This is a genomic window from Sphingobium sp. TB-6 (assembly GCF_012927365.1).
Classification (GTDB): Bacteria; Pseudomonadota; Alphaproteobacteria; order Sphingomonadales; family Sphingomonadaceae; genus Sphingobium.
Genome location: NZ_JABBGL010000002.1, coordinates 398,800 through 419,273, shown reverse-complemented (window position 1 = coordinate 419,273; position 20,474 = coordinate 398,800). Strand labels below are relative to the sequence as shown.

The window sequence follows — 20,474 nt, the reverse complement described above, 5'->3', positions numbered from 1 at the left end:
GTTCCCCTGCCTTGCGGTTACATATCCCAGGCCATCCATGCCGACCATCCTGCTCCTCACCATTTCCAACCTGTTCATGACCACCGCCTGGTATTGGCACCTGAAGGGGGGCATGAATAAACCCCTTTTCACGGTCATCCTGATCAGCTGGGGCATCGCCTTCGTCGAATATTGCTTCGCCGTGCCCGCCAACCGCATCGGCTTTGCCAGCGGCTGGAGCGCGGGCCAGCTCAAGATCGCGCAGGAAGCCATCGCGCTGCTGATCTTCGGCGGCTTCATGGTGACGGTGCTGGGCGAGCCACTGCACTGGCGCCACCTGGCCGCCTTCCTCTGCATCATGGCCGCCGTCGGCTTCCTGTTCGTGGGACGCACTTAAACCCCGATCAGTTCGCGGCCGATCAACATGCGGCGGATTTCATTGGTCCCCGCGCCGATGTCGAGCAGCTTGGCGTCGCGCATATAGCGCTCGACCGGCCAGTCCTTGGTATAGCCCGCCCCGCCCAGCGCCTGCACCGCCTCCAGCGAAACCTTCATCGCATTTTCGCTCGCCAGCAGGATCGCGCCCGCGGCGTCGAAACGGGTGGTCTTGCCCATGTCGCAGGCCCGCGCCACCGCATAGACATAGGCCCGCGCCGAATTGAGCGCGACATACATGTCCGCGACCTTGGCCTGCATGAGCTGAAAGGCGCCGATCGGCTGGCCGAACTGCTTGCGCTCCCGCACATAGGGCAGCACCACGTCGAGACAGGCCTGCATGATGCCAAGCTGGATGCCCGACAGCACCGCCCGCTCATAGTCGAGGCCCGACATCAGCACGCCGACGCCGCCATTGAGCGGCCCCATCACATTTTCTTCCGGCACCTCGCAATCGTCGAAGACCAGCTCGGCGGTGGGGGAACCGCGCATGCCGACCTTGTCGATCTTCTGGCCGATGGAGAAGCCGGCAAAATCCTTCTCGATCAGGAAAGCGGTGATGCCCCGGCTGCCCTCGCCGGTCTTGGCATAGACGACCAGCGTGTCGGCATAGGTGGCGTTGGTGATCCAGAATTTCGTGCCGTTGAGGACATAGCGGTCGCCGCGCTTTTCGGCGCGCAGCTTCATCGAGACGACGTCGGACCCCGCCCCCGCTTCCGACATGGCGAGCGATCCGACATGCTCGCCGGAAATCAGCTTGGGCAGATAGCGCGCCTTCTGCTCCGGCGTGGCCCAACGGCGAATCTGATTGACGCAAAGATTGGAATGCGCGCCATAGCTGAGACCTATGGAGGCGGACGCCCGCGCCACCTCTTCCTGCGCAACCACATGTTCGAGATAGCCGAGGCCAAGGCCGCCGTCAGCTTCATCCACGGTGATGCCATGCAGACCCAAAGCGCCCATTTCCGGCCACAGATCGCGCGGGAACCAATCCTTGGCGTCGATCTCCGCCGCCAGCGGAGCGATGCGGTCAGCGGCGAAGCGCGCCGTCGTTTCGCGGATCATCTCCGCATTTTCGCCCAGAGCGAAATCGAAATCGGTCATGGCAGGCTCTCCTTGGCGCGCATCCTATCGTTCAACGAGCTTCAAGAAAAATTGAAACGGCGCGGCAGAGTGTATAGTTTATATCTATGATAGAACGTTATTTGCTGCGCTATTTCCTGGCTGTGGTCGACCAAGGCAATTTCTCCCGCGCCGCCGCGCATTGCCTGGTATCGCAACCCACGCTGTCGGTCGGCATCGCCAAGCTGGAACAGGCCGTGGGCGCGCCGCTTTTCCTGCGCAGCAACCAGCGGGTCGAACTGACCGAGGCCGGGGCGCGGTTGCTGACCCATGCCCGGCGGATCGAGCGTGAGTTCAACCTGGCCGAACTGACAGGAGAGCAAGCGGAGCAGGCGCCCGTGCTGCGCATCGGCGTGCTGCTGAGCATATCGGGAGATGCGGTGGCCCGCGCGATCGCAAGCTGCGCGCCCGCCGAACGGGGCCGGATCGAGTTCATCCCAGGCAGTGAGCGCGAATTGCTGGGGCGATTGGATGCGGAGCGGATCGACGTGGCACTCACTCTGATCCGGCCGGGCGTGGACCGCTTCGTCCCGCAGGCGATCATAGAGGAAGGCTATGGCATCGCCATGTCCGACAACCACCGGCTGGCGGGGCGAGAGATGGTTGCGGCAGAGGAACTGGCGGCGGAAACCATGATCGTCCGCCGCCATTGCGAAGCGCTTTCGGCCACCAGCCGCTATTTCGTCGATCGCGGCGTCCGCCCCCATTTCGCCTTCCGCTCGACCAATGACGAGCGGGTGATGCAGATGGTCGCCTCGGGACTGGGCATCACGGTCATGCCCGACAGCTATCGCTGGCCGGGAATGGCGCGGGTGGCTCTCAAGGATTTCAGCGAGCGGCGGCGGGTGGGGTTTCTCTATGGCCCGCGGGCGGCGGCGCTTCAGGGAACGCCGGTGCTGAAGGCGTTGGAGACAGCGTTAAAGGCGTAAGACGGGAAAATGGCCCGAAGCAGACGTTGATAATAACGTGAGATCCGCTCTCCCCCAATATAGCCCCTCAAGGTAGTAGGAGCGAGGAATCCCCGTAGCTGTAGAAGCGATACCCCCGCGCAATCGCGTGGTCATAGGCCGCCCGCATCCGCTCCCGCCCCATCAGCGCGCTGACCAGCATGAACAGCGTCGATTTGGGCAGATGGAAATTGGTCATCAGCCCATCGACCGCCCGGAAGCGATAGCCCGGCGTGATAAAAATCCGCGTCTCGTCGGCAAAGGGACGGATGATGCCATCCGCTCCCGCCGCACTTTCCAGCAGGCGCAGGCTGGTGGTGCCGACCGCGATCAGTCGTCCACCCGCCCGCCGCACCGCATTCAACCGATCCGCCGTCGCCTGGTCGATCCGCCCCCATTCGGCATGCATGCGGTGGTCGTCAGTGTCGTCCGCCTTGACCGGCAGGAAGGTTCCCGCACCGACATGCAGTGTCAGCGTTTCCGTCCCCACGCCCGCCGCTTCCAGCGCCGCCATCAGCTCCGGCGTGAAATGCAGCGCCGCCGTGGGCGCGGCCACCGCACCGTCTTCCCGCGCGAACATGGTCTGATAGTCGCTGCGGTCCCGTTCGTCGGTCGGGCGCTTGCTGGCGATATAGGGCGGCAGAGGCATCCGCCCCGCCCGTTCCAGCAGCACTTCCACCGGCTCCTCGCCCTCGAAGCTCAGCATGACGCCGCCATCCTCGTCACGCGGTCCGGATATGGCCGTGACGCCCGCGCCGAAATCGATCCGGTCGCCGTCGCGCACCCGCTTGGCATTGCGCAGAAAGGCCTGCCATTGGCGCAGGCCAAGGCGCTTGTGAAGCGTCGCGCCAATCCTCGCCTCGCCCCGCACACCCTCCAATTGGGCCGGGATGACCTTGGTATCGTTGAACACCAGCACATCGCCCGCGCGCAGCAGACCCGGCAGGTCGCGCACGATCCGGTCCTCGAAAGGCGCATCGCCGGACACCAGCAACAGCCGCGCCGAATCGCGAGGAGAAGCGGGCCGGAGCGCGATGCTTTCGGGCGGCAGGTCGAAATCGAACAGGTCTACGCGCATGGCTTTTGCCCCCGCAAACGGGGCGCCTTACTTCTTCTTCGACGCAACCGGCTTCTTCGCGGGCGCCTTCGCAGGCGGCGCGATGATCGAGGGCGCCGGCGCGGGCGGCGTCGGCAGCGCGGTCACCGGCGGCTTGCCGTCGCTTTCGATCGACGCCTGGAGGATGAGGGTCGGATCGGCGGGCGGCTCGCCCTGATGGATCGCGTCGACATATTGCATGCCCTCGATCACGCGGCCGAAGACCGTATATTTCTTGTCGAGCTGCATGCGCGGCAGGGAAACGATGAAAAACTGGCTGTTCGCGCTGTCATCGCTCTGGGCACGGGCCATGGAGACAGTGCCGCGCAGGTGCGGCATCGGGTTGAATTCCGCCTTCAGGTCGGGAAGCGTCGAACCGCCCGTGCCGTCACCCTTGGGATCGCCGCCCTGCGCCATGAAGCCGGGGATGACGCGATGGAATTTGAGGCCGTTGTAGAAGCCCTGACGCGTCAGTTCCTTGATCCGCTCGACATGAGTGGGCGCGATGTCGGGGCGGAGCTGGATGCGTACGCGGCCGCCGCTCGACAGATCGAGATCCCAGACATTCTGCGGGTCCACCGGCACCGTCGCGGGCGGCAGCTTGGAGGCCGGATCGAGGCCAAGCCGCTTGGCGGCCTGCTCCGCACGGACGGCGGCCTCTTCCTTCTTCACTTCCTCGGCATTGCGTCCGCCGCCACCCTGGGCCAGGGCCGCGCCGCTCGATGCATAGAGAGCGAAACCGATCGCCACGGTCTTGAGCGCCGACGTGAACCGCATGAATGAAGCTTTCCTCATATTTCTAGCCAGATGCCAAGCTGCCTCTGATAGCGTCCTCTTGGCGATTGGCAACTGAACGAAGGCTGAGTGGAGCCTTTATCGAAGCCGTTACTGCCCCTTGAGGCCCAAAGCCGCCACCCGCTCGACCACATCATCGCGCACGGCGGGGCTGACGAATTTGTGGATCGGCCCGCCGTAAAGCGCGATTTCCTTGACCAGACGCGAGGCGATCGGCTGGAGCGAAACGTCCGCCATCAGGAAAACCGTCTCGACCCGGCCGTTGATCTGCTGGTTCATCCCCGCCATCTGATATTCATATTCGAAGTCCGCGACGGCGCGCAGACCCCTGATGATGACGCTGGCCCCCTGCGATTCGGCAAAGTCCATCAACAACGAGTTGAAGCCGGTGACGACGATTTCCGTGTCGATCCCGGCGCATTCGCGGCGGACCATGTCCAGCCGCTCCTCGTCGGAGAACATGGGCGATTTGGAGATGTTGGTCGTGACGCCGATCACCAGCTTGTCGACCAGCTTCGCGCCGCGCCGGATGATGTCCATATGACCCAGAGTGATCGGATCGAATGTGCCGGGATAGACCCCCACCCTCTGCTTGCTCATGCCCCTAGCGATCCCTTTCCACGATATAATCCGCAATGGCGCGCAGCAGGTCGGCCTCCGGGCCGTGCCCATGCAGATGCGCCTTGGCCTGTTCCACGAGCAGGCGGGCCTGCTCCCGCGCCCGGTCCACGCCCAGCAGCGAGACGAAGGTTTCCTTGCCCGCCGCCGCATCCTTGCCCAGCGCCTTGCCGGCGAGATCGGCGTCGCCCTCCACATCGAGCAGGTCGTCGGCAATCTGGAAGGCCAGGCCGATATCCCGCGCATAGCCGTGCAGGCGCGTACGCGCCTCGGGCGGGATACGCGCCATGATCGCCGCCGCGTCCACGCAGAAGCCGATCAGCGCGCCGGTCTTCAATTGCTGGAGCCGGCTGACGGTGGGCAGGTCGAAGCTCGCCTTCTCCGCCTCCAGGTCCATCATCTGCCCGCCTGCCATGCCGCTGGTGCCGCTCGCAATGGCCAGCGCCCTCACCAGCTCGACCCGGACGAAGGGGTCGGGATGGGTTTCCTCATCCGCCAGCACTTCGAAGGCCAGGTCATGCAGGCAGTCGCCCGCCAGGATCGCCGTCGCCTCGTCAAACGCCTTGTGGACGGTCGGCTTGCCCCGGCGCATGTCATCATCGTCCATCGCGGGCAGATCGTCATGCACCAGCGAATAGACATGGATGCATTCGACCGCGACGCCGACCCTCAGGGCCGAATCGCGTGAGATGTTGAACAGGTCGCTGGCCGCCTGCACCAGCAGCGGGCGCAGCCGCTTGCCACCGCCCATGGCGGCATGGCGCATCGCTTCATAGAGGCGGCGGCGCGGATCGTCGGGGACCGTCAGCAACACATCGAACAGACGGTCGACTTCCACCGCAATGGCGGCCGCGCGGCTGGCTACCAGGGATGGGGCGGCGCCGGCTCCGCTCATGGCCGCCTCTCCCGCATTCTGCACGCTCAGTCCGTGCCGAAGGGCTGCGCGCCCGTCACGGCGCCGTCGGCGTCGAGAGTCAGCTTGGCGATGCGCGCCTCGGCCGCCTGGAGCCGTTCCATGCAGCGCTTCCGCAATAACTCGCCCTGCGAATAAAGCGAAATCGATTCGTCGAGCGGCACGTCCCCGCTCTCCAGCCGCCGGACGATCGATTCGAGTGCGCGCAACGCATCCTCGAACGACATTTGCGATGGATCGCCCTGCTGTATATTGCTGTCTTGCGCCATTTCCCTGCATTGGCGGCCCCCGCCCGCCCGGTCAAGCCCACATGGGCCATCGCCGCCGATTCCGGTCTTCCCGTCATGAAAACGTCATGACGTCACGCCAGTGGCTGGCGGACTTATGGCAGTTTTGCGTTGACGCTTGGCGTAGCTAATGCACATAGAAGGACCGCTATGAAATATTATCTCCCCCTGATCTCCGTGGCGGCGCTGGCGCTGCTGTCGGCCTGCAACAAGAATGACGAACCCGAAGTCGTGGGCGGCCCCGCCGACCCCATGGCCGAAAAGCTCGCCAATGCCGCTCCCGTCGAGCTGCCGCCGATGGTGAAGGAAAGCCGCCAGTATCGGTGTAAGGACAACAGCCTGATCTTCGTCGACTTCATGAGCGACGACAAGACGGCCAATCTGCGCACCGAAAAGGACGGCGCGCCGACCAAGCTGACCGCCGCCGAAGCCGGCAAGCCCTTCGAAGGCGCGGGCTACAAGGTCGAGGGTTCGGGCAAGCAGATCACCGCCACCCTGCCGGGCAAGAGCGCGGTTAGCTGCAAGGCCTGATTTCTTACTATCCTGCACATCCGGGCCGGCCCTCCCCCGTGGAGGCCGGCCTTTTTCTTATCCCTTGTTTCTTGAACGACGTGCATCGAGCCTCAACGCAATTCCGGCTCCCCCACCTCGACCGGATCGGGGCCGAAACGATTGGTCCCACGCGTGCCGCTCATGATGAAGAAGATGAGCAGGACGATGCTGCCGATGATCGGGAAAAAGACGATCAGCAGCCACCAGCCGCTGCGATCCGTATCGTGCAACCGGCGGACGGACACGGCGATATTGGGAATCAGCATCACCAGCGTGAACAGGCCGGTGAGCGGCCCGCCCCGCGTGCTGTAGCCTGCACTGGCCCACCAGGGACCGCGCTGGAACCAATGATCGGTCGTCCTCAGGCCAAGAAGCCCCTCGACGATCGCGACCCCGACATAGCAGAGCAGCAGGAACAGGACGAACATCCAATATTCCTTGGGCCGCGCACGGCCGGAGAATTTGGCGTAGCGGCGCAGCGGCAACAGCATCCATTCCATGGGCAACTCCCCTTTTGTCGTCCGACCTGCGAAAGCTATCATGTTTTCGCCCGTGCGCGAGCGTCAGCATTGTCTATCGGGCGCTCCCCCGCTAAAGGCGCGCACATGTCCAGCACCGCACCCCAGATCACGCCCCAGGTCGTCGCCGAACATGGGCTTTCTCCCGAAGAATATGATCGCGTCCTGCACGCGCTCGGCCGGGAGCCGAATCTCACCGAACTCGGCATCTTCTCGGTGATGTGGTCGGAGCATTGCTCCTACAAATCCTCGCGCATCCATCTGAAGAAGCTGCCGACCGAAGGGCCGCAGGTCATTTGCGGTCCGGGCGAAAATGCGGGCGTCGTCGACATCGGTGACGGGCAGGCCGCGATCTTCAAGATGGAGAGCCACAACCACCCGTCTTACATCGAACCCTATCAGGGCGCGGCGACGGGCGTGGGCGGCATATTGCGCGACGTGTTCACCATGGGCGCGCGGCCGGTGGCGAACATGAACGCGCTGCGCTTCGGCCGCCCCGATCATCCGAAGATGAAGCATCTCATCAGCGGCGTGGTGCACGGCATTGGCGGCTACGGCAATTGCGTGGGCGTCCCGACCGTGGGCGGCGAGGTGAATTTCCACCCCGCCTATGACGGCAATATCCTGGTCAACGCGATGACCGTGGGCGTCGCGGATACGGACAAGATTTTCTACAGCGCGGCCTCGGGCGTCGGCAATCCGATCGTCTATGTCGGCTCCAAGACCGGCCGCGACGGCATTCATGGCGCGACCATGGCGTCGGCGGACTTTGGCGAGGATTCGGAAGAGAAGCGCCCGACCGTGCAGGTGGGCGACCCCTTCACCGAAAAGCTGCTGATCGAAGCCTGCCTCGAGTTGATGGCATCGGACGCGATCGTCGCGATCCAGGATATGGGCGCGGCTGGCCTCACCTCCTCCTCGGTGGAAATGGCGTCCAAGGGCGGCGTCGGCATCCAGCTCGACATGGACATGGTGCCGCAGCGCGAAACCGGCATGACGGCCTATGAAATGATGCTGTCGGAAAGCCAGGAGCGCATGCTCATGGTGCTCCAGCCGGGCAAGGAAGCTTTTGCCGAAGCGATCTTCCGCAAGTGGGAGTTGGATTTCGCGGTGATCGGCCATGTGACCGACACCGGCCGCATGGTGCTGGTCCACAAGGGCGAGACGGTCTGCGACATTCCGCTCGCGCCGCTGGCCGACGATGCGCCGCTCTATGACCGTCCGGCGATGCCGAAGGACGAATATAAGCTCTGGTCGGGCGTCAAGCCCTTGGGCGAGATCGCGGAAAGCGGGGATATTGGCGCGGACCTCGTCAAGCTGATGGGTTCGCCCGACATCGCGTCGCGTCGCTGGATCTGGGAGCAATATGACCATATGGTCGGCGCCGACACAGTGCAACGTCCCGGCGGCGACGCGGCGGTGGTCCGCGTCCATGGCTCGCAAAAGGGCATTGCGATCAGCACCGACTGCACCCCGCGCTATTGCTATGCCGACCCCTATGAGGGCGGCAAGCAGGCGATCGCGGAATGCTATCGCAACATCAGCGCGGTCGGCGCGACGCCGCTTGCCGTCACCAACTGTTTGAACTTCGCCAATCCGCAGCGGCCGGAGATCATGGCGCAGTTGACCGGCTGCCTCGAAGGCATGGGCGACGCCTGCCGCGCGCTCGACTTCCCGATCGTGTCGGGCAACGTGTCGCTTTACAACGAGTCCAAGGCGACCGGCGGCGGTTCGGCTATCCTGCCGACCCCAGCGATCGGCGGCATCGGCCTGCTCCAGAATGTCGACGTGATGGCGACCGTGGCCTTCAAGAATGAAGGCGACGCGATCTGGCTGATCGGTGGCGAAGGCACGCATCTGGGCCAGACGATCTGGCTGCGCGAGATTGCGGGCCGGGAAGCGGGGGACGCGCCCAAGGTCGATCTGGCCGCCGAGCGCGCTAACGCCGAAACCACTCGTGCGCTGGTCGCGGAAGGCAAGGTCAATGCGGTGCATGACATTTCCGATGGCGGCCTGCTGGTGGCCGTGACCGAAATGGCATTGGCTGGCGGCATCGGCGCGGACCTCAGCATGGCGCTGACCACTGCGAGCGCCTTTGGCGAGGATCAGGGCCGCTACATCGTCGCCGCGCCACAGGGTGTCGGGATTCCTGGCGCCGTGAAGATCGGCACCACCGGCGGCGACAAGGTCGCGGGCGTGGCACTGACCGACCTGCGCGGCGCACATGAAGGTTTCTTCCCGGCGCTGATGGACGCGGAGCTTTAAACGAAGCGCGACGTGCTCCTGCGCAGGCAGGAGCCCAGTTGAGAGGTTTGAGCTGGGCTCCTGCCTGCGCAGGAGCACGTGGTTATTTTGTCGCCCGTCTTTTTGTGAGGAATGTCCCGATGGCCTTTACCGCGAAGATTCTCCTCCTCGGCTCAGGCGAACTGGGCCGCGAGTTCGTGATCTCCGCCAAAAGGCTCGGCGCGCAGGTCATCGCCTGCGACAGCTATGCAGGCGCGCCCGCCATGCAGGTGGCAGACGGGTTCGAGGTTTTCTCGATGCTCGACGCCGATCTGCTGGCAAAGGCGATCGAAAAGCATCAGCCCGACTTCGTCGTCCCGGAAATCGAGGCGATCCGTACCGAGGTGCTGGCCGAATTCGAGGCGCGCGGCGTCACCACCATCGTCCCCTCCGCCCGCGCCACCATCATGACGATGAACCGCGACCGCATCCGCGAAGTCGCGGCGGTGGAACTCGGCCTGCGCACCTCTCGCTATCGCTATGCCGAAACGCTGGAGGAAGTGCTGGCAGGCGCCGAACATACCGGCCTGCCCTGCGTCATCAAGCCGGTCATGTCCTCCTCCGGCAAGGGGCAGAGCACTGTCCGCACCGCCGACGAGTTGGAAGCGGCATGGAATTACGCCGTCGCCAATATGCGCGGCGACCGCAGCCGGGTGATCGTCGAGGAGTTCATCGCCTTCGACTATGAGATCACTCTGCTGACCGTGCGCAGCCGGGAAGGCGTCAGCTTCTGCCCGCCCATCGGCCACCGGCAGGAACGCGGCGACTATCAGGAAAGCTGGCAGCCCACGCCCATGTCGAACGCCGCGCTTGCCGCCGCGCAGGATATGGCGCGCAAGGTCGTCGACAATCTGGGCGGCTATGGCATTTTCGGCGTGGAATTCTTCGTGAAGGGAGAGGACGTCATCTTCTCCGAACTGTCGCCGCGTCCACATGATACCGGCATGGTGACGCTGATCTCGCAGAATATGAGTGAATTCGACCTGCACGCCCGCGCGATCCTGGGCCTGCCGGTGCCGGAAGTGACGCTGCTTGGGGCCGCTGCTTCGGCGGTCATATTGGCGGACCGGGAGTCGGGCGACTTCCGGTTCGAAGGACTGGCTGAAGCGCTCTCCACGCCCGGCGGGGAAATCGATCTGCGCATCTTCGGCAAGCCGACGACGCGTCCCTATCGCCGCATGGGCGTGGCTTTGGCCCGGGCCGAGGATGCTGGCAAGGCGCGGGCCATTGCAGCGGAAGCGGCGGACAAGGTTCGGATCGTTTACAGCGAATAAGGGTGGAAGGCGGACCTTCATTTTCCGTCATCCCAGCGAAAGCTGGGATCTCGTGAGGCTAGGCCGTGCGCTCTCGCCTGAGATCCCAGCTTTCGCTGGGATGACGATATTTTCAACGTCCACAATTGACCATTTGCAGCCATTAAAACCCACGCATCTAACAAGCCCGCGTTACGCGACCGAACAGCACCTGATAGACATCATCGCCACCGCCCTCATCAAAGGCCGCCATCACCCGACGCAAATCCCTGGGTGCCAACGGCTTGCGCCCTTCGCTCGGCACCACCGCCCCGATGCCCTTGAGATGGGCGATCAGCCCCTTCGCCCCGCCACAGGCCAGGGCATAATCCTCGTCAAAAGCAAAGGCGTCCTCAAAACGCGCCAGCATCGACCGCAGGGTTTCGAGCGAAGGATAATCAGGGATGCCGGCACTCACCGCGCTGGCCTGATGCGCCATGCGCCAGCGGGCGAAGCTGCCCTGCCCCATGGTCGAAAAGATGAGGCTGCCACCCGGCCGTAACAATCCTGCCAGCCGGGCAATGGCGCCCTCCAGATCATCGAACCATTGAAAGGCCAGGCTGGAAAGAATCAGGTCGAACCATTCCCCTTCGAAAATCGGCGCTTCTCCGTCCATCGTCAGGAATGTGCCCGCGACCAGCCCTCCCGTCGCCGCTCGCGCCAGCATGTCAGGCGACAGGTCCGTCACCACCAGTTCCGCGCCCGGCCAGCGCGCCTGGATGTCGCGCGTCAGGAAACCGGTGCCGCAGCCGATCTCCAATATCCGCCCGACGCCATCGGGCCTTTGCCGCTGCGCGAGATCAGCCACCAGCGCGGCGGCCAACCGCTGCGGCCCGGCATGATCGTCATAACGCCCCGCCGCCGCGCCGAAAGCGTCGCTTATTCGTTGCTTGCGCCGACCATTCATGGCTAGTCGCATTGACAGAGCCACACTCTCTTTTCCAGCCTCTTCAAGGACGGCCCTGACCGATGACTGCCTTTTCCTCCCGGATTCCCGCCATGGACGTGCTGCGCGGTTGCGCGGTCATGGGAATCCTCTGGATGAACATCGCGGCCTTCGCCCTGCCGGAGCAAGCCTATTTCAGCCCGGCCGCGGCAGGGCCGCTCTCCACGGGAGACATCGCCTTCTGGACGGTCGGTTTCCTGGCCATCGACGGCAAGATGCGGGCATTATTCTCCATGCTGTTCGGCGCGTCGATGCTGCTGCTGATCGACAAGGAGGAAATGGCTGGGCGTGACGGACGACGGGCGCAGATCATCCGCGCCGCCTGGCTGTTCGTCTTCGGCCTCGCCCATTATCTGCTGCTGTGGTGGGGCGACATATTGATGATCTATGCGCTGGTTGGCCTCGCCGCGCTGTTGTTCGTGCGCAAGGAGCCTTTGGCGCTCGTCAAATGGGCTTTTCTCTTCTTCCTGGTGCATTTCCTGGTCTGCGTGGCCTTTATCGGCACGCTATATGCTTGGGGCCATGCCGCCGGGGCACCCGACGCGGCAGCCAGCGTCAGCGCGGGTTTCGCCAATTTCATCGGTTCGCTTTCCAACCCCGCGCATCCCGCGATCCGAAGCGAATATATGACCTATCGCGGCGGCTATGCCGGGATCGTCCTGCATCATATCGCCCTGTTCGGCGGCCAATGGCTGACGACGCTGCCCTTCGTCACATTCGATACGCTGGGGTTCATGCTGCTGGGCATGGCGATGCTGAAGGGCGGCTTCCTGACCGCCCGCTGGCAGGCGGAGCAATATTGGCGGACCGCGCGGCATTGTTTCCTGATCGGACTGATCCCCATGGCGGCGCTCGCGGCGTGGATCATTTCGAGCCGGTTCGCGCCGCTCGCGACGCTGGGGTCGGTTCTGGCCTGGTCTTTCCCCTTCCGCATCCCGCTGGCAGTGGGATGGGCCGCCTTGATCCTGTGGCTGTTCACGCGCCATCGCGACGCACCCTTCACGGCGCGGATCGCCGCCGTCGGTCGCCTGGCGCTCAGCAATTATCTGGGCAGCAGCCTTATCATGTGCGCGATCTTCTATGGCTGGGGGTTCGGGCTGTTCGGCCATGTGCCGCACCGATTGCTGCCGCCGTTGGTCATCGCCGCATGGGCGCTCATGCTGATCTGGTCGCCGCTCTGGCAGCGCCGATTCGCGCTGGGACCGGCAGAATGGCTGTGGCGCAGCCTCGCGCACGGCAAAACGCAAAAGATTCGCAACAGCGACTGAATTCCTATTGCGACCTATTATCATCTGCGCTATCTCCGATCCCAGGAGATTTGCATGGTTGTCTGTGTCTGCAATGCCATTCGAGAAAAGGACCTCAAGGAAGTGGCCCGCGAAGGTTGCGCAACCCCATGCAGCGCTTATGCCCGCCTTGGCCGGCGGCCCAAATGCGGTCAGTGCGTGCCCTTCGCCCGCACGATCATCGCGGCGGAACGCGCCTCCATTTGAAGCCACTGCGAATCAAACGCATCTGACAGCCGCGAACTCGACGCAATAGCGCATCGGGAAATGGCGGATTTCCAAGGCTTTCCCGATTAACAAACGGAAGCGAAACGCCTATCATCCCGGCACTTCCTTACAGCCGGAGAAGAACGCCATGAAGGGCGACGCCAAGGTCATCGAATATTTGAACGAGGTTCTCAAAAATGAGCTGACCGCGATCAACCAATATTTCCTCCACTATCGCATGCTGAACCATTGGGGCATCGAGAAGCTGGCCAAGTTCGAATATGAGGAATCGATCGACGAGATGAAGCACGCCGACAAGCTGGCGGAGCGCATCCTGTTCCTCGACGGCCTGCCCAATTTCCAGTTGCTTGGCCGCCTGAAGATCGGTGAGACGGTGGAAGAAATCCTAAAGGCCGACCTCGAACTGGAATATGAAGCGTTGCCGGTGCTGAAGGATGCGATCGCCTACTGCGAATCGATCCGCGACTATGTGAGCCGCGATCTGTTTCAGTACATCCTCGAAAGTGAGGAAGAGCATGTCGACACGCTGGAAACCCAGTTCGAGATGATCGATCGCATGGGTATCCAGAACTACGTCCAGCTACAGAGCAAGGCCGCCGAGGAATAAGCCCTCGCAAGAGCGGGGCTGGCCCATCCGGCGCGCCGCCCCGCCCTTTCCCCTCAGATCAGCGAATCGAGCAAACCGATCAGCGGCAAATCCGCTGGCGGCATGTCCAGCGCATACATTTGCGCGGGCCTGACCCACTGGAGCGCGGTCGCATGCCGCGCTTCGGCCATGCCCTGCCATTTGCGGCAGACATAGAGCAACAGCAGCAGATGGCGGTCGCCCAGCGGCTCGCTCGCAAAGGTCGCGGGCGCGAGGCAGCTCGCATGGGTGCGGATGCCCAATTCCTCCTCCAGCTCCCGGATCAGTGCGGTTTCGGGCGCTTCCCCCGCTTCCACCTTGCCGCCGGGAAACTCCCAGAGATGCGCCATCGGCTTTCCCGGCGGGCGTTGCTGCAAAAGAACGCGGCCATCCGCGTCGACCAAAGCGGCGGCGACCACCAAAAGAGGAGAAATTATCGTCATAATGGTCCGGCTTGAGGGGTTTGTTAACTCTGCCACTTTTACAAGGGCATTCTGGGCTGTGTGTAAATGGGGTGTGGCATGCGCGCATTGTTTAAAAATTTCAGCTTTTGGAAGCTGATCTACTGCCAGCGCGGCGCGACGGCGGTGGAATATGGACTGATCCTCGCCCTCATCTGCCTAGCCATCATCGGCGCCATGTCGAACGTCGCCAACAAGACCATCGGCATGTGGAACAATGTCGCGACCGAAGTTCTGGCGCATTAACCATCAATATCTGACACCCTTTTCGGCTCATTAAATCTTTATCAACCCACCCCCTCTACACCAGTCGAAGCTGACCTTCATTTCAAGCGGGGGGCGGCCGGGTAGTTAAACGTGTAACTTGAGGCAAGGAGACTTCCAATGCAGTTCATCCGCAAGATGCTGAAGAACGAAAAGGGCGCGACCGCCATTGAATATGGCCTGATCGCTGCTCTCATCGCTGTTGCCGCCATCGGCGCCATGACCAGCCTGGGCGGCAAGCTCGGCAACACCTTCAACAATGTCTCGGGCAACCTGAAGTAAGCTCGAACGCATTGATGCAAAAGGGCGGCGGAAGCAATTCCGTCGCCCTTTTTGTTGCGCGCCGCTCTTACCAGGTGACGATCTTTACCCGCTGGCCCGGTCGCAACACGCTATTGGCCGTCAAGCCATTGATCGTCAGGAAACGGTCCAGCGCGTAATCCGTATAAGCCATGCGCTTGGCCAGGGACTGGACGGTGTCGCCAGCCTTGACGGTGACGACATGGACTTGGCGAGGCTTGATCGCCGCCGCATCCTGCGCCGAAAGGCGCTGCACCGACTGGACCATGGTCGAAAAGGGACCGATTCCCTGTCCCGCCGCCGTCAGCAACAGGAAGTGATAGGCCTTCCCGCCACCAAAATCATAAGCGAAGACGGTCGCATCGACCTGCGTCGACTGGGTGCTGGCCCGAACCGTCCGCCATGCCGCAGGGAGCCCGTTGACGGTCGTGCGGCGGACCTCGCCGGGTGGAACGCCGCCATTGCCGCCGCCCAGCTTGGCGAACACCGAATCGATATAGGCGGACAGGTCGCCGCTATAGGGCGCAGCGCTGAACTGCGCCTGCCCACCCGATCCCGCGACCGTGACGGCGCTCGCGCCATTTTCCATGCCGAAGCCCGAAGGCGCCATGAAGCTCAGCCGCAGATCGGGATGACGGAAGCGGCTGCCCTCTATCACCCCCTGTTTCGGATCGTCGCCGTACAGCACGCCGTCCAATGCATTCAGAAACGCATCCCGGTTGCGCACGGTGCTGGCCGACCCGCTGGCAGCGGCATTGCGGGCGGCGCGACCGACGCGCGAGGCTGGATCGGGATGGGTGCTCGCCCATTCGGGCATCGAGTGGGCGCTTCCCGCAACCTTGGCGTCCAGGCTGCTCTGCGCCGCCAGCGAAGCCAGCATGGTCGACAGAGCCTTGGGATCATAGCCGCCCGAAGCGAGATAGCGGATGCCCAGATCGTCCGCCTCATATTCCTGACTGCGCGAGAATTTGAGCGTCAGCAATTGGCTGCCCTGACCGATCCCCTTTTGCAGCAAGCCGGTCAGCGCCGAATCACCTAGCAGCGCGCCCGTCAACACCTGAAGCAGTGTGCCGCCAATGGCATTGCGTTGCGCGGTCTGCTGCCGCCGCTGGCCATGCTGGGCCGCGACATGGCCGATTTCATGGCCAAGCACCCCGGCAAGCTCGGCTTCGTCATTCATCAGCGCCATGAGTTGACGCGTGACATAGACATAGCCGCCGGGGATGGCGAAGGCGTTGTTCACCGGCGAATTGAGCAGGGTGACAGTAAAGTCCCCCTGCGCGTTAGACAGGCCGGACTGGACCGCGATGCGACGGCCCACGCCCTCGACATATTTCGCCTGCGGCCCGGCATAGGCGCCGCCAAATTCATTCAGCAATTGGGGATGTTGCTTGGCGCCGGCTTCCTTTTCCTGCGGGCTGATCGACGAAACCGTCCGAATCGCCCGCTGCTGGCTAAACACCGACGGCGCGGCGGCCAAGGCAATGACGCCTAACCCCGCATAAGCCAGAGACGATAACTGCTTCACGGTACCTCCTGCCTCCCCTGTTACCATGGCGTAACGAGGGATAGCAGGCGCAGGTTCCCCAAAATAGAGGCTAAGCGATCAGACCCCGATGGCCAGGTATTTGTCGGCGCGGTCAGTGCGCAGCGCATCGGCGCTCATGCCGGAGAGCGAATCCAGTTCCTGGCCGATGGCCGCGCCCAGATTGGCGATCGCCTGCACCGGCTCGCGATGAGCGCCGCCGATCGGCTCCGCTACGATGCGGTCGATGACGCCCAGCGATTTCAGATGTTGCGCCGTCACCTGCATCGCCGTGGCGGCATCGCTGGCCTTTTCCGCCGTACGCCAGAGGATCGAGGCGCACCCTTCGGGCGAAATCACCGAATAGACCGCATGTTCGAACATCAGCACGCGATTGGCCGCCGCCAGCGCCACCGCGCCGCCCGATCCGCCCTCGCCCACCACGGCCGCCACCATCGGCACGCCCAGCGCCAGACATTGTTCGGTCGAGCGGGCAATGGCCTCGGCCTGGCCGCGCTCCTCGGCCTGCACACCGGGGAAAGCGCCCGACGTGTCCACCAAAGTCACCACCGGCAGATCGAAGCGATCAGCGAGCTGCATCAGGCGGATCGCCTTGCGATAACCCTCCGGCTTCGCCATGCCGAAATTATGGCGGACGCGACTGGCCGTATCGTCGCCCTTTTCATGGCCGATCACGACCAAGCGCCGTTCGCCCAGCGTGGCGAACCCACCAATGATCGCCTGATCGTCCGAAAAGGCGCGATCCCCGGCCAGCGGCATGAAATTGTCGAACATGCCCGCGACATAATCCTTGAAATGCGGGCGGTCGGGATGGCGCGCCACCTGCGTCTTCTGCCAGGGCGACAGTTTCGCATAGGTGTCGACCAGCATCCTGGAGGCGCGCTGCTCCAGCTTGTCGATCTCGCCGCTGATGTCGATGTCGCCGGCATTGGCGGTCGCGCGCAGTTCGATGATCCGCGCTTCCAGCTCCGCAATGGGCTTTTCGAATTCGAGAAAACTAACCATGGCGCATGGCGTTAGGGCGGAGACACGTCGCCGTCAACGCGCCGATGCGTTATGGAAGCCAGCGGATGGCGGCTGTTAACCAGTTCGACCAAGCGGCGGCTGTCGACATGGGTATAGATTTGCGTGGTGCCGATGTCGGCATGGCCCAGCATGGACTGCAACGCGCGCAAGTCCGCACCGCCTTCCAGCAAATGGGTGGCGAAGGCGTGGCGCAGCACATGCGGGCTGACCCGCTCTGGCGCGATTCCGGCGGCGGCGGCCAGCGCCTTCACCATCTGATAGAGGCGAATCCGGCTGACATGGCTTTTGCCGGAGGGGAACAGCCAGGGGCTGTCGGCGGGCACATGGTGCAACCAGGCCGCCACGGCGGCGCGGGCGCGATCCGAAATCGGCACAAGTCGCTCGCGCGCGCCCTTGCCCTTCAGGATCAGGAAGGGCCGATCGGATGCCAGCGCCCGTCGCGGCAGCGACACCAGTTCGGTGGCGCGCAGGCCCGATCCGTAAAGCAGTTCGATCAATGCGGACAGGCGCAGGTCGAGCGGCGAGGGATGCTCGACATCCAGCTTCCCGGAGATCAGCGTGAACAGCGAATCGACCTCCTGCGCCGAGAGAATCTTGGGCAAGGGCCGGCGGGTTACAGGACGCGGCAGCGCGGCCGAGGGATTGTCGGCCCGCAGCCCCTCCTCCTCCAGAAAGGCGTAAAAAGCGCGCAGGGCCGAAGATTTTCGCGCCACCGAAGACGCCGCCAGTTCGGCCCATGCCGTCGCCAATTCCGCTATGCCGTCTTTGGTAGCGTGGGCGAGACCACCCACGATCTCCCCCGCGCCCAGCAGATCGGCCCGATAGGCCAGCAGCGTATTGCGGGAAGCGCCCCGTTCGGCCGCCATCATCTCCAAAAAGCGGTCGATAAGCGCGGCATCCTCGCCCATTAGAGCCGCGTCATCGCCTCCGCCGCGATCATCCGCGCTTCGGGATCGAGCCCGACGCGATGCAGCGCGGCGACGATATGGTAGAGGTGGAAGGGCGGCAGCCGGTTCCAGTCGGCCGTCTGCATGCCGACCGCCGCCAGCAGCGCGACACTGGCCTTCTCGCCCCGCCCGGCAGCCGCGTCGATGGCGCGCGTCCAGCGGCTGGTGATGCCCAGGTTAAAGCCATTATCCTGCGCCAGCGACGCGCCGTCCTGCGCATTGAGCCGGGAAAGCCCCACCAGCGCAGCGATCAGCATCTGTGTCTTGCGCGGATCGGCAGCCTTGGCGAAGGACGAAACGCGGCCCGAGCCGATCTCCACCACGGCACTCGGCGCGCCGACAGCGAGCAAGGCCCAGAGATCGCCCGCGCCGTCGCCATCCGCCTGGGCCGCAAGCCGTGCCCAGCGGACAGCGCTGCGATCATAGCCCGCCGTGAACATCGCCGCGACCAGATTGGCCGCATCGCGGGCACCCAATTCCGAAACGGGCAGCGCCGCGGCAGCCCGCGCCGTCGCGATCAGGCCGACGAAATCCGGCCGCGCCTCATCCTGCCAAAGCGTCCGCATCGCTTGCAACCGATCTTCGGTGCCCGCCCCCGCATAAGCGGTGCGCAGCGCATCGATCCGGTCGGCCGCATTGGCGGGCACGTCACCGTCGGCCTGCAACTGGCTGTAGAACCCGACCAGCGCCTTGTTGGAAAAAACCCCCAGCCGCGCCGCCACTTCCGCACCGGGCAGACGGCGGACAGCCGACAGCGCGGGCGCGCGCGCTTCCCAGGCGCGAACATGCGAGCCGACCGTGCCATAGAGATCGTCAGGAATTTCGACATTGAGCGCCGTCGCCAGGCCAAAGCGCCAGGCGGTCAGCCGGTCGACCGCATCCCATTCGATCTTGACCGATCGGCGGGCGTTGAAGCCGGTTCCGACGACCTTCTCCGCCAGGCGATAATCGATGCCGCGCACCACGCCGCGCCGCTGCGCCTGGTTGAGCGCGCCGCTGGCCGATCCCTGATCCCCCGACAGCGCCGGACAGATGGCGCGGGTCATGTCCCAGCCCGGCTCCTTGCTGAACCGCAGCGCCCCCGCCGACAACGGACACAGGCCCGCCGGATCGGCCGTCGCCAGATAGGTCTGCATGGCGATGGCATAGAGGCGCGGCGTGAACTGATCGGAATCGACGCTCTGCACCAACAGGCGCGCGCTGTCCGCCTCCCCCATGCGCAGCAACAGCCAGGCGCGCTCGGCCACCCAGTCAGCGCCGTTGATGTCCTTGGGCGTATCGGTCGCGGTCAGCAGCGCGCGCCGCAACAGGATGGAGGCCCAGCGCGAAGTGATCGGCGCGCGCGTTTCCTTCATCAGCGTCGCGAGGAACTGGCCGGACTGCGCGCCGAAAGCCTTGGGTTCCAGACCCAATCGCTCGGGCGTCAGCGGGCCTACCCGGTCAAGCGAGCGATGCGCATTTTCGGGAAGGTCATATTTCGCCTTTTGCGCGGCGATTTCTTCTTCGGATAACCCTGCCTCGGCGGCGTTATCCCCCGCCTCATCCGAGACGGCGAAGCTGGGCGGCAGGATCGGCGTGGCAGGCGAAGGGCTGGCCGACGGCGCAGGCGTGGCGGGCGCGGGACGCTGAGTCCCTGACGGTGGCGCTTCGGGTGCGTCGCCAAAGCCGGGCGGCAGCAGGGATTCGGGCGTCTCCTGCGCCACCACCGGCAGCGCCAGCGCGAGCGCAAGCGTCCCCAGCGCCCATTTCGCGTTCACCCGCCGATGCCGCATGCCGCTTACTGGCCCAGCTTTTCGGCGGGAATGACCTTTTCCACGCGGGCTTGCGGCTTTTCGCCGCCGCGTGACCAGAGCAAGGCAAGAATCGCGACCAGCACGATGACCGCGATGATCGGAATGATTGGCAGGGAAAGGCCGCGACGACGGCGCGAGCTACCTTCAAAACTGCTGTAGGAACGGTTGCGCTTCATGAGTCCTGTTCTGGCCGGGCCAAAGCTTAAGGAAAGTTG

General features: G+C 64.0%; 24 protein-coding genes. 10 read left to right on the top strand and 14 right to left on the bottom strand.

Translation table 11 applies throughout. The features are described 5' to 3' along the window. Positions 1-37 precede the first annotated feature (37 nt). The gene (locus tag HHL26_RS05245) at positions 38-376 is read left to right on the top strand and encodes a DMT family protein (RefSeq protein WP_066555438.1); all 339 of its coding nucleotides are present in this window, start codon (positions 38-40) and stop codon (positions 374-376) included. Here the strand turns inward: HHL26_RS05245 and HHL26_RS05240 are convergent. Next, on the bottom strand, positions 373-1,518 hold the full coding sequence (locus HHL26_RS05240) for an isovaleryl-CoA dehydrogenase (protein ID WP_169575945.1): 1,146 nt from the start codon (positions 1,516-1,518) through the stop codon (positions 373-375). The two genes, HHL26_RS05245 and HHL26_RS05240, sit on opposite strands and share 4 nt — an antisense overlap. An 86-nt stretch (positions 1,519-1,604) precedes the next feature. On the opposite strand from HHL26_RS05240, the gene HHL26_RS05235 reads away from it, so the two are divergent. Further along, on the top strand, positions 1,605-2,465 hold the full coding sequence (locus HHL26_RS05235) for a LysR family transcriptional regulator (RefSeq protein WP_066555435.1): 861 nt from the start codon (positions 1,605-1,607) through the stop codon (positions 2,463-2,465). 67 nt (positions 2,466-2,532) lie between these two features. Here the strand turns inward: HHL26_RS05235 and queA are convergent, their stop codons facing one another. The 5 genes from queA to HHL26_RS05210 all read right to left on the bottom strand — a co-directional run bounded on the left by queA (position 2,533) and on the right by HHL26_RS05210 (position 6,174). Continuing rightward, complete coding sequence (gene queA / locus HHL26_RS05230) at positions 2,533-3,561, bottom strand: tRNA preQ1(34) S-adenosylmethionine ribosyltransferase-isomerase QueA (protein ID WP_066555432.1); 1,029 nt, start codon at positions 3,559-3,561, stop codon at positions 2,533-2,535. Between the two features lie 27 nt (positions 3,562-3,588). Then, a complete protein-coding gene (locus tag HHL26_RS05225; protein WP_066555430.1) occupies positions 3,589-4,356 on the bottom strand; it encodes a peptidylprolyl isomerase in 768 nt (255 codons plus the stop codon). 108 nt (positions 4,357-4,464) lie between these two features. Further along, positions 4,465-4,974 (bottom strand): pantetheine-phosphate adenylyltransferase, encoded by a 510-nt coding sequence (coaD, locus tag HHL26_RS05220; RefSeq protein ID WP_066555427.1) that lies wholly within the window; start codon positions 4,972-4,974, stop codon positions 4,465-4,467. Between the two features lie 4 nt (positions 4,975-4,978). After that, positions 4,979-5,887, bottom strand: a complete 909-nt coding sequence (locus tag HHL26_RS05215; RefSeq protein WP_066561457.1) for a polyprenyl synthetase family protein — start codon at positions 5,885-5,887, stop codon at positions 4,979-4,981. A gap of 26 nt (positions 5,888-5,913) precedes the next feature. Next, positions 5,914-6,174 (bottom strand): exodeoxyribonuclease VII small subunit, encoded by a 261-nt coding sequence (locus tag HHL26_RS05210; RefSeq protein WP_066555426.1) that lies wholly within the window; start codon positions 6,172-6,174, stop codon positions 5,914-5,916. A 168-nt stretch (positions 6,175-6,342) separates the two neighbouring features. On the opposite strand from HHL26_RS05210, the gene HHL26_RS05205 reads away from it, so the two are divergent. Further along, positions 6,343-6,723, top strand: a complete 381-nt coding sequence (locus HHL26_RS05205) for a hypothetical protein (protein WP_066555424.1) — start codon at positions 6,343-6,345, stop codon at positions 6,721-6,723. Between the two features lie 92 nt (positions 6,724-6,815). Here HHL26_RS05205 and HHL26_RS05200 read toward each other — a convergent pair whose 3' ends face one another. Then, on the bottom strand, positions 6,816-7,244 hold the full coding sequence (locus HHL26_RS05200) for a DUF805 domain-containing protein (RefSeq protein ID WP_066555422.1): 429 nt from the start codon (positions 7,242-7,244) through the stop codon (positions 6,816-6,818). A gap of 105 nt (positions 7,245-7,349) precedes the next feature. Here HHL26_RS05200 and purL point away from each other — a divergent pair, with 105 nt between their 5' ends. Both purL and purT read left to right on the top strand, forming a co-directional pair. Next, entirely contained in the window at positions 7,350-9,527 is a 2,178-nt protein-coding gene (purL, locus tag HHL26_RS05195) for a phosphoribosylformylglycinamidine synthase subunit PurL (protein ID WP_066555420.1), read from the top strand. A 119-nt stretch (positions 9,528-9,646) separates the two neighbouring features. Next, positions 9,647-10,819, top strand: coding sequence for a formate-dependent phosphoribosylglycinamide formyltransferase (gene purT, locus HHL26_RS05190; RefSeq protein WP_066555416.1), 1,173 nt, complete (start codon positions 9,647-9,649; stop codon positions 10,817-10,819). Positions 10,820-10,976: 157 nt separating this feature from the next. Here the strand turns inward: purT and HHL26_RS05185 are convergent, their stop codons facing one another. After that, complete coding sequence (locus HHL26_RS05185; RefSeq protein ID WP_066555415.1) at positions 10,977-11,744, bottom strand: methyltransferase domain-containing protein; 768 nt, start codon at positions 11,742-11,744, stop codon at positions 10,977-10,979. A gap of 62 nt (positions 11,745-11,806) precedes the next feature. On the opposite strand from HHL26_RS05185, the gene HHL26_RS05180 reads away from it, so the two are divergent. The 3 genes from HHL26_RS05180 (at position 11,807) to bfr (ending at position 13,904) form a co-directional block, all read left to right on the top strand. Beyond that, positions 11,807-13,051, top strand: coding sequence for a DUF418 domain-containing protein (locus tag HHL26_RS05180; protein ID WP_066555414.1), 1,245 nt, complete (start codon positions 11,807-11,809; stop codon positions 13,049-13,051). A gap of 54 nt (positions 13,052-13,105) precedes the next feature. Further along, entirely contained in the window at positions 13,106-13,276 is a 171-nt protein-coding gene (locus HHL26_RS05175; RefSeq protein WP_025547882.1) for a (2Fe-2S)-binding protein, read from the top strand. A gap of 148 nt (positions 13,277-13,424) precedes the next feature. Next, positions 13,425-13,904 (top strand): bacterioferritin, encoded by a 480-nt coding sequence (gene bfr / locus HHL26_RS05170; protein ID WP_066555413.1) that lies wholly within the window; start codon positions 13,425-13,427, stop codon positions 13,902-13,904. A gap of 53 nt (positions 13,905-13,957) precedes the next feature. Here bfr and HHL26_RS05165 read toward each other — a convergent pair whose 3' ends face one another. Beyond that, complete coding sequence (locus tag HHL26_RS05165) at positions 13,958-14,365, bottom strand: (deoxy)nucleoside triphosphate pyrophosphohydrolase (protein WP_066555412.1); 408 nt, start codon at positions 14,363-14,365, stop codon at positions 13,958-13,960. Positions 14,366-14,443: 78 nt separating this feature from the next. On the opposite strand from HHL26_RS05165, the gene HHL26_RS05160 reads away from it, so the two are divergent. Then, positions 14,444-14,629, top strand: a complete 186-nt coding sequence (locus HHL26_RS05160; protein WP_066555411.1) for a Flp family type IVb pilin — start codon at positions 14,444-14,446, stop codon at positions 14,627-14,629. A 138-nt stretch (positions 14,630-14,767) separates the two neighbouring features. Further along, on the top strand, positions 14,768-14,929 hold the full coding sequence (locus HHL26_RS05155; protein WP_046764629.1) for a Flp family type IVb pilin: 162 nt from the start codon (positions 14,768-14,770) through the stop codon (positions 14,927-14,929). Positions 14,930-14,996: 67 nt separating this feature from the next. Here HHL26_RS05155 and HHL26_RS05150 read toward each other — a convergent pair whose 3' ends face one another. From HHL26_RS05150 to HHL26_RS05130, 5 genes are all read right to left on the bottom strand, one after another. Beyond that, complete coding sequence (locus HHL26_RS05150) at positions 14,997-16,475, bottom strand: M48 family metalloprotease (RefSeq protein WP_066555409.1); 1,479 nt, start codon at positions 16,473-16,475, stop codon at positions 14,997-14,999. A 78-nt stretch (positions 16,476-16,553) separates the two neighbouring features. Beyond that, positions 16,554-17,498: an acetyl-CoA carboxylase carboxyltransferase subunit alpha gene (locus tag HHL26_RS05145; protein ID WP_066555407.1), complete on the bottom strand. Its 945-nt coding sequence runs from the start codon at positions 17,496-17,498 to the stop codon at positions 16,554-16,556. A gap of 11 nt (positions 17,499-17,509) precedes the next feature. Further along, a complete protein-coding gene (locus tag HHL26_RS05140; protein ID WP_066555405.1) occupies positions 17,510-18,427 on the bottom strand; it encodes a tyrosine recombinase in 918 nt (305 codons plus the stop codon). Next, complete coding sequence (locus HHL26_RS05135) at positions 18,427-20,238, bottom strand: hypothetical protein (protein ID WP_066555403.1); 1,812 nt, start codon at positions 20,236-20,238, stop codon at positions 18,427-18,429. The genes HHL26_RS05140 and HHL26_RS05135 overlap by 1 nt, the downstream gene beginning before the upstream one ends. A 5-nt stretch (positions 20,239-20,243) precedes the next feature. Further along, the gene (locus HHL26_RS05130; RefSeq protein WP_066555402.1) at positions 20,244-20,435 is read right to left on the bottom strand and encodes a hypothetical protein; all 192 of its coding nucleotides are present in this window, start codon (positions 20,433-20,435) and stop codon (positions 20,244-20,246) included. Between the last annotated feature and the right edge of the window lie 39 nt (positions 20,436-20,474).

Coding starts and splice junctions, on each gene's coding strand:
- HHL26_RS05245 (WP_066555438.1), top strand. CDS start 38: ATGCCGACCATCCTGCTCCTCACCATTTCCAACCTGTTCATGACCACC.
- HHL26_RS05240 (WP_169575945.1), bottom strand. CDS start 1,518: ATGACCGATTTCGATTTCGCTCTGGGCGAAAATGCGGAGATGATCCGC.
- HHL26_RS05235 (WP_066555435.1), top strand. CDS start 1,605: ATGATAGAACGTTATTTGCTGCGCTATTTCCTGGCTGTGGTCGACCAA.
- queA (WP_066555432.1), bottom strand. CDS start 3,561: ATGCGCGTAGACCTGTTCGATTTCGACCTGCCGCCCGAAAGCATCGCG.
- HHL26_RS05225 (WP_066555430.1), bottom strand. CDS start 4,356: ATGCGGTTCACGTCGGCGCTCAAGACCGTGGCGATCGGTTTCGCTCTC.
- coaD (WP_066555427.1), bottom strand. CDS start 4,974: ATGAGCAAGCAGAGGGTGGGGGTCTATCCCGGCACATTCGATCCGATC.
- HHL26_RS05215 (WP_066561457.1), bottom strand. CDS start 5,887: ATGAGCGGAGCCGGCGCCGCCCCATCCCTGGTAGCCAGCCGCGCGGCC.
- HHL26_RS05210 (WP_066555426.1), bottom strand. CDS start 6,174: ATGGCGCAAGACAGCAATATACAGCAGGGCGATCCATCGCAAATGTCG.
- HHL26_RS05205 (WP_066555424.1), top strand. CDS start 6,343: ATGAAATATTATCTCCCCCTGATCTCCGTGGCGGCGCTGGCGCTGCTG.
- HHL26_RS05200 (WP_066555422.1), bottom strand. CDS start 7,244: ATGGAATGGATGCTGTTGCCGCTGCGCCGCTACGCCAAATTCTCCGGC.
- purL (WP_066555420.1), top strand. CDS start 7,350: ATGTCCAGCACCGCACCCCAGATCACGCCCCAGGTCGTCGCCGAACAT.
- purT (WP_066555416.1), top strand. CDS start 9,647: ATGGCCTTTACCGCGAAGATTCTCCTCCTCGGCTCAGGCGAACTGGGC.
- HHL26_RS05185 (WP_066555415.1), bottom strand. CDS start 11,744: ATGAATGGTCGGCGCAAGCAACGAATAAGCGACGCTTTCGGCGCGGCG.
- HHL26_RS05180 (WP_066555414.1), top strand. CDS start 11,807: ATGACTGCCTTTTCCTCCCGGATTCCCGCCATGGACGTGCTGCGCGGT.
- HHL26_RS05175 (WP_025547882.1), top strand. CDS start 13,106: ATGGTTGTCTGTGTCTGCAATGCCATTCGAGAAAAGGACCTCAAGGAA.
- bfr (WP_066555413.1), top strand. CDS start 13,425: ATGAAGGGCGACGCCAAGGTCATCGAATATTTGAACGAGGTTCTCAAA.
- HHL26_RS05165 (WP_066555412.1), bottom strand. CDS start 14,365: ATGACGATAATTTCTCCTCTTTTGGTGGTCGCCGCCGCTTTGGTCGAC.
- HHL26_RS05160 (WP_066555411.1), top strand. CDS start 14,444: ATGCGCGCATTGTTTAAAAATTTCAGCTTTTGGAAGCTGATCTACTGC.
- HHL26_RS05155 (WP_046764629.1), top strand. CDS start 14,768: ATGCAGTTCATCCGCAAGATGCTGAAGAACGAAAAGGGCGCGACCGCC.
- HHL26_RS05145 (WP_066555407.1), bottom strand. CDS start 17,498: ATGGTTAGTTTTCTCGAATTCGAAAAGCCCATTGCGGAGCTGGAAGCG.
- HHL26_RS05140 (WP_066555405.1), bottom strand. CDS start 18,427: ATGGGCGAGGATGCCGCGCTTATCGACCGCTTTTTGGAGATGATGGCG.
- HHL26_RS05135 (WP_066555403.1), bottom strand. CDS start 20,238: ATGCGGCATCGGCGGGTGAACGCGAAATGGGCGCTGGGGACGCTTGCG.
- HHL26_RS05130 (WP_066555402.1), bottom strand. CDS start 20,435: ATGAAGCGCAACCGTTCCTACAGCAGTTTTGAAGGTAGCTCGCGCCGT.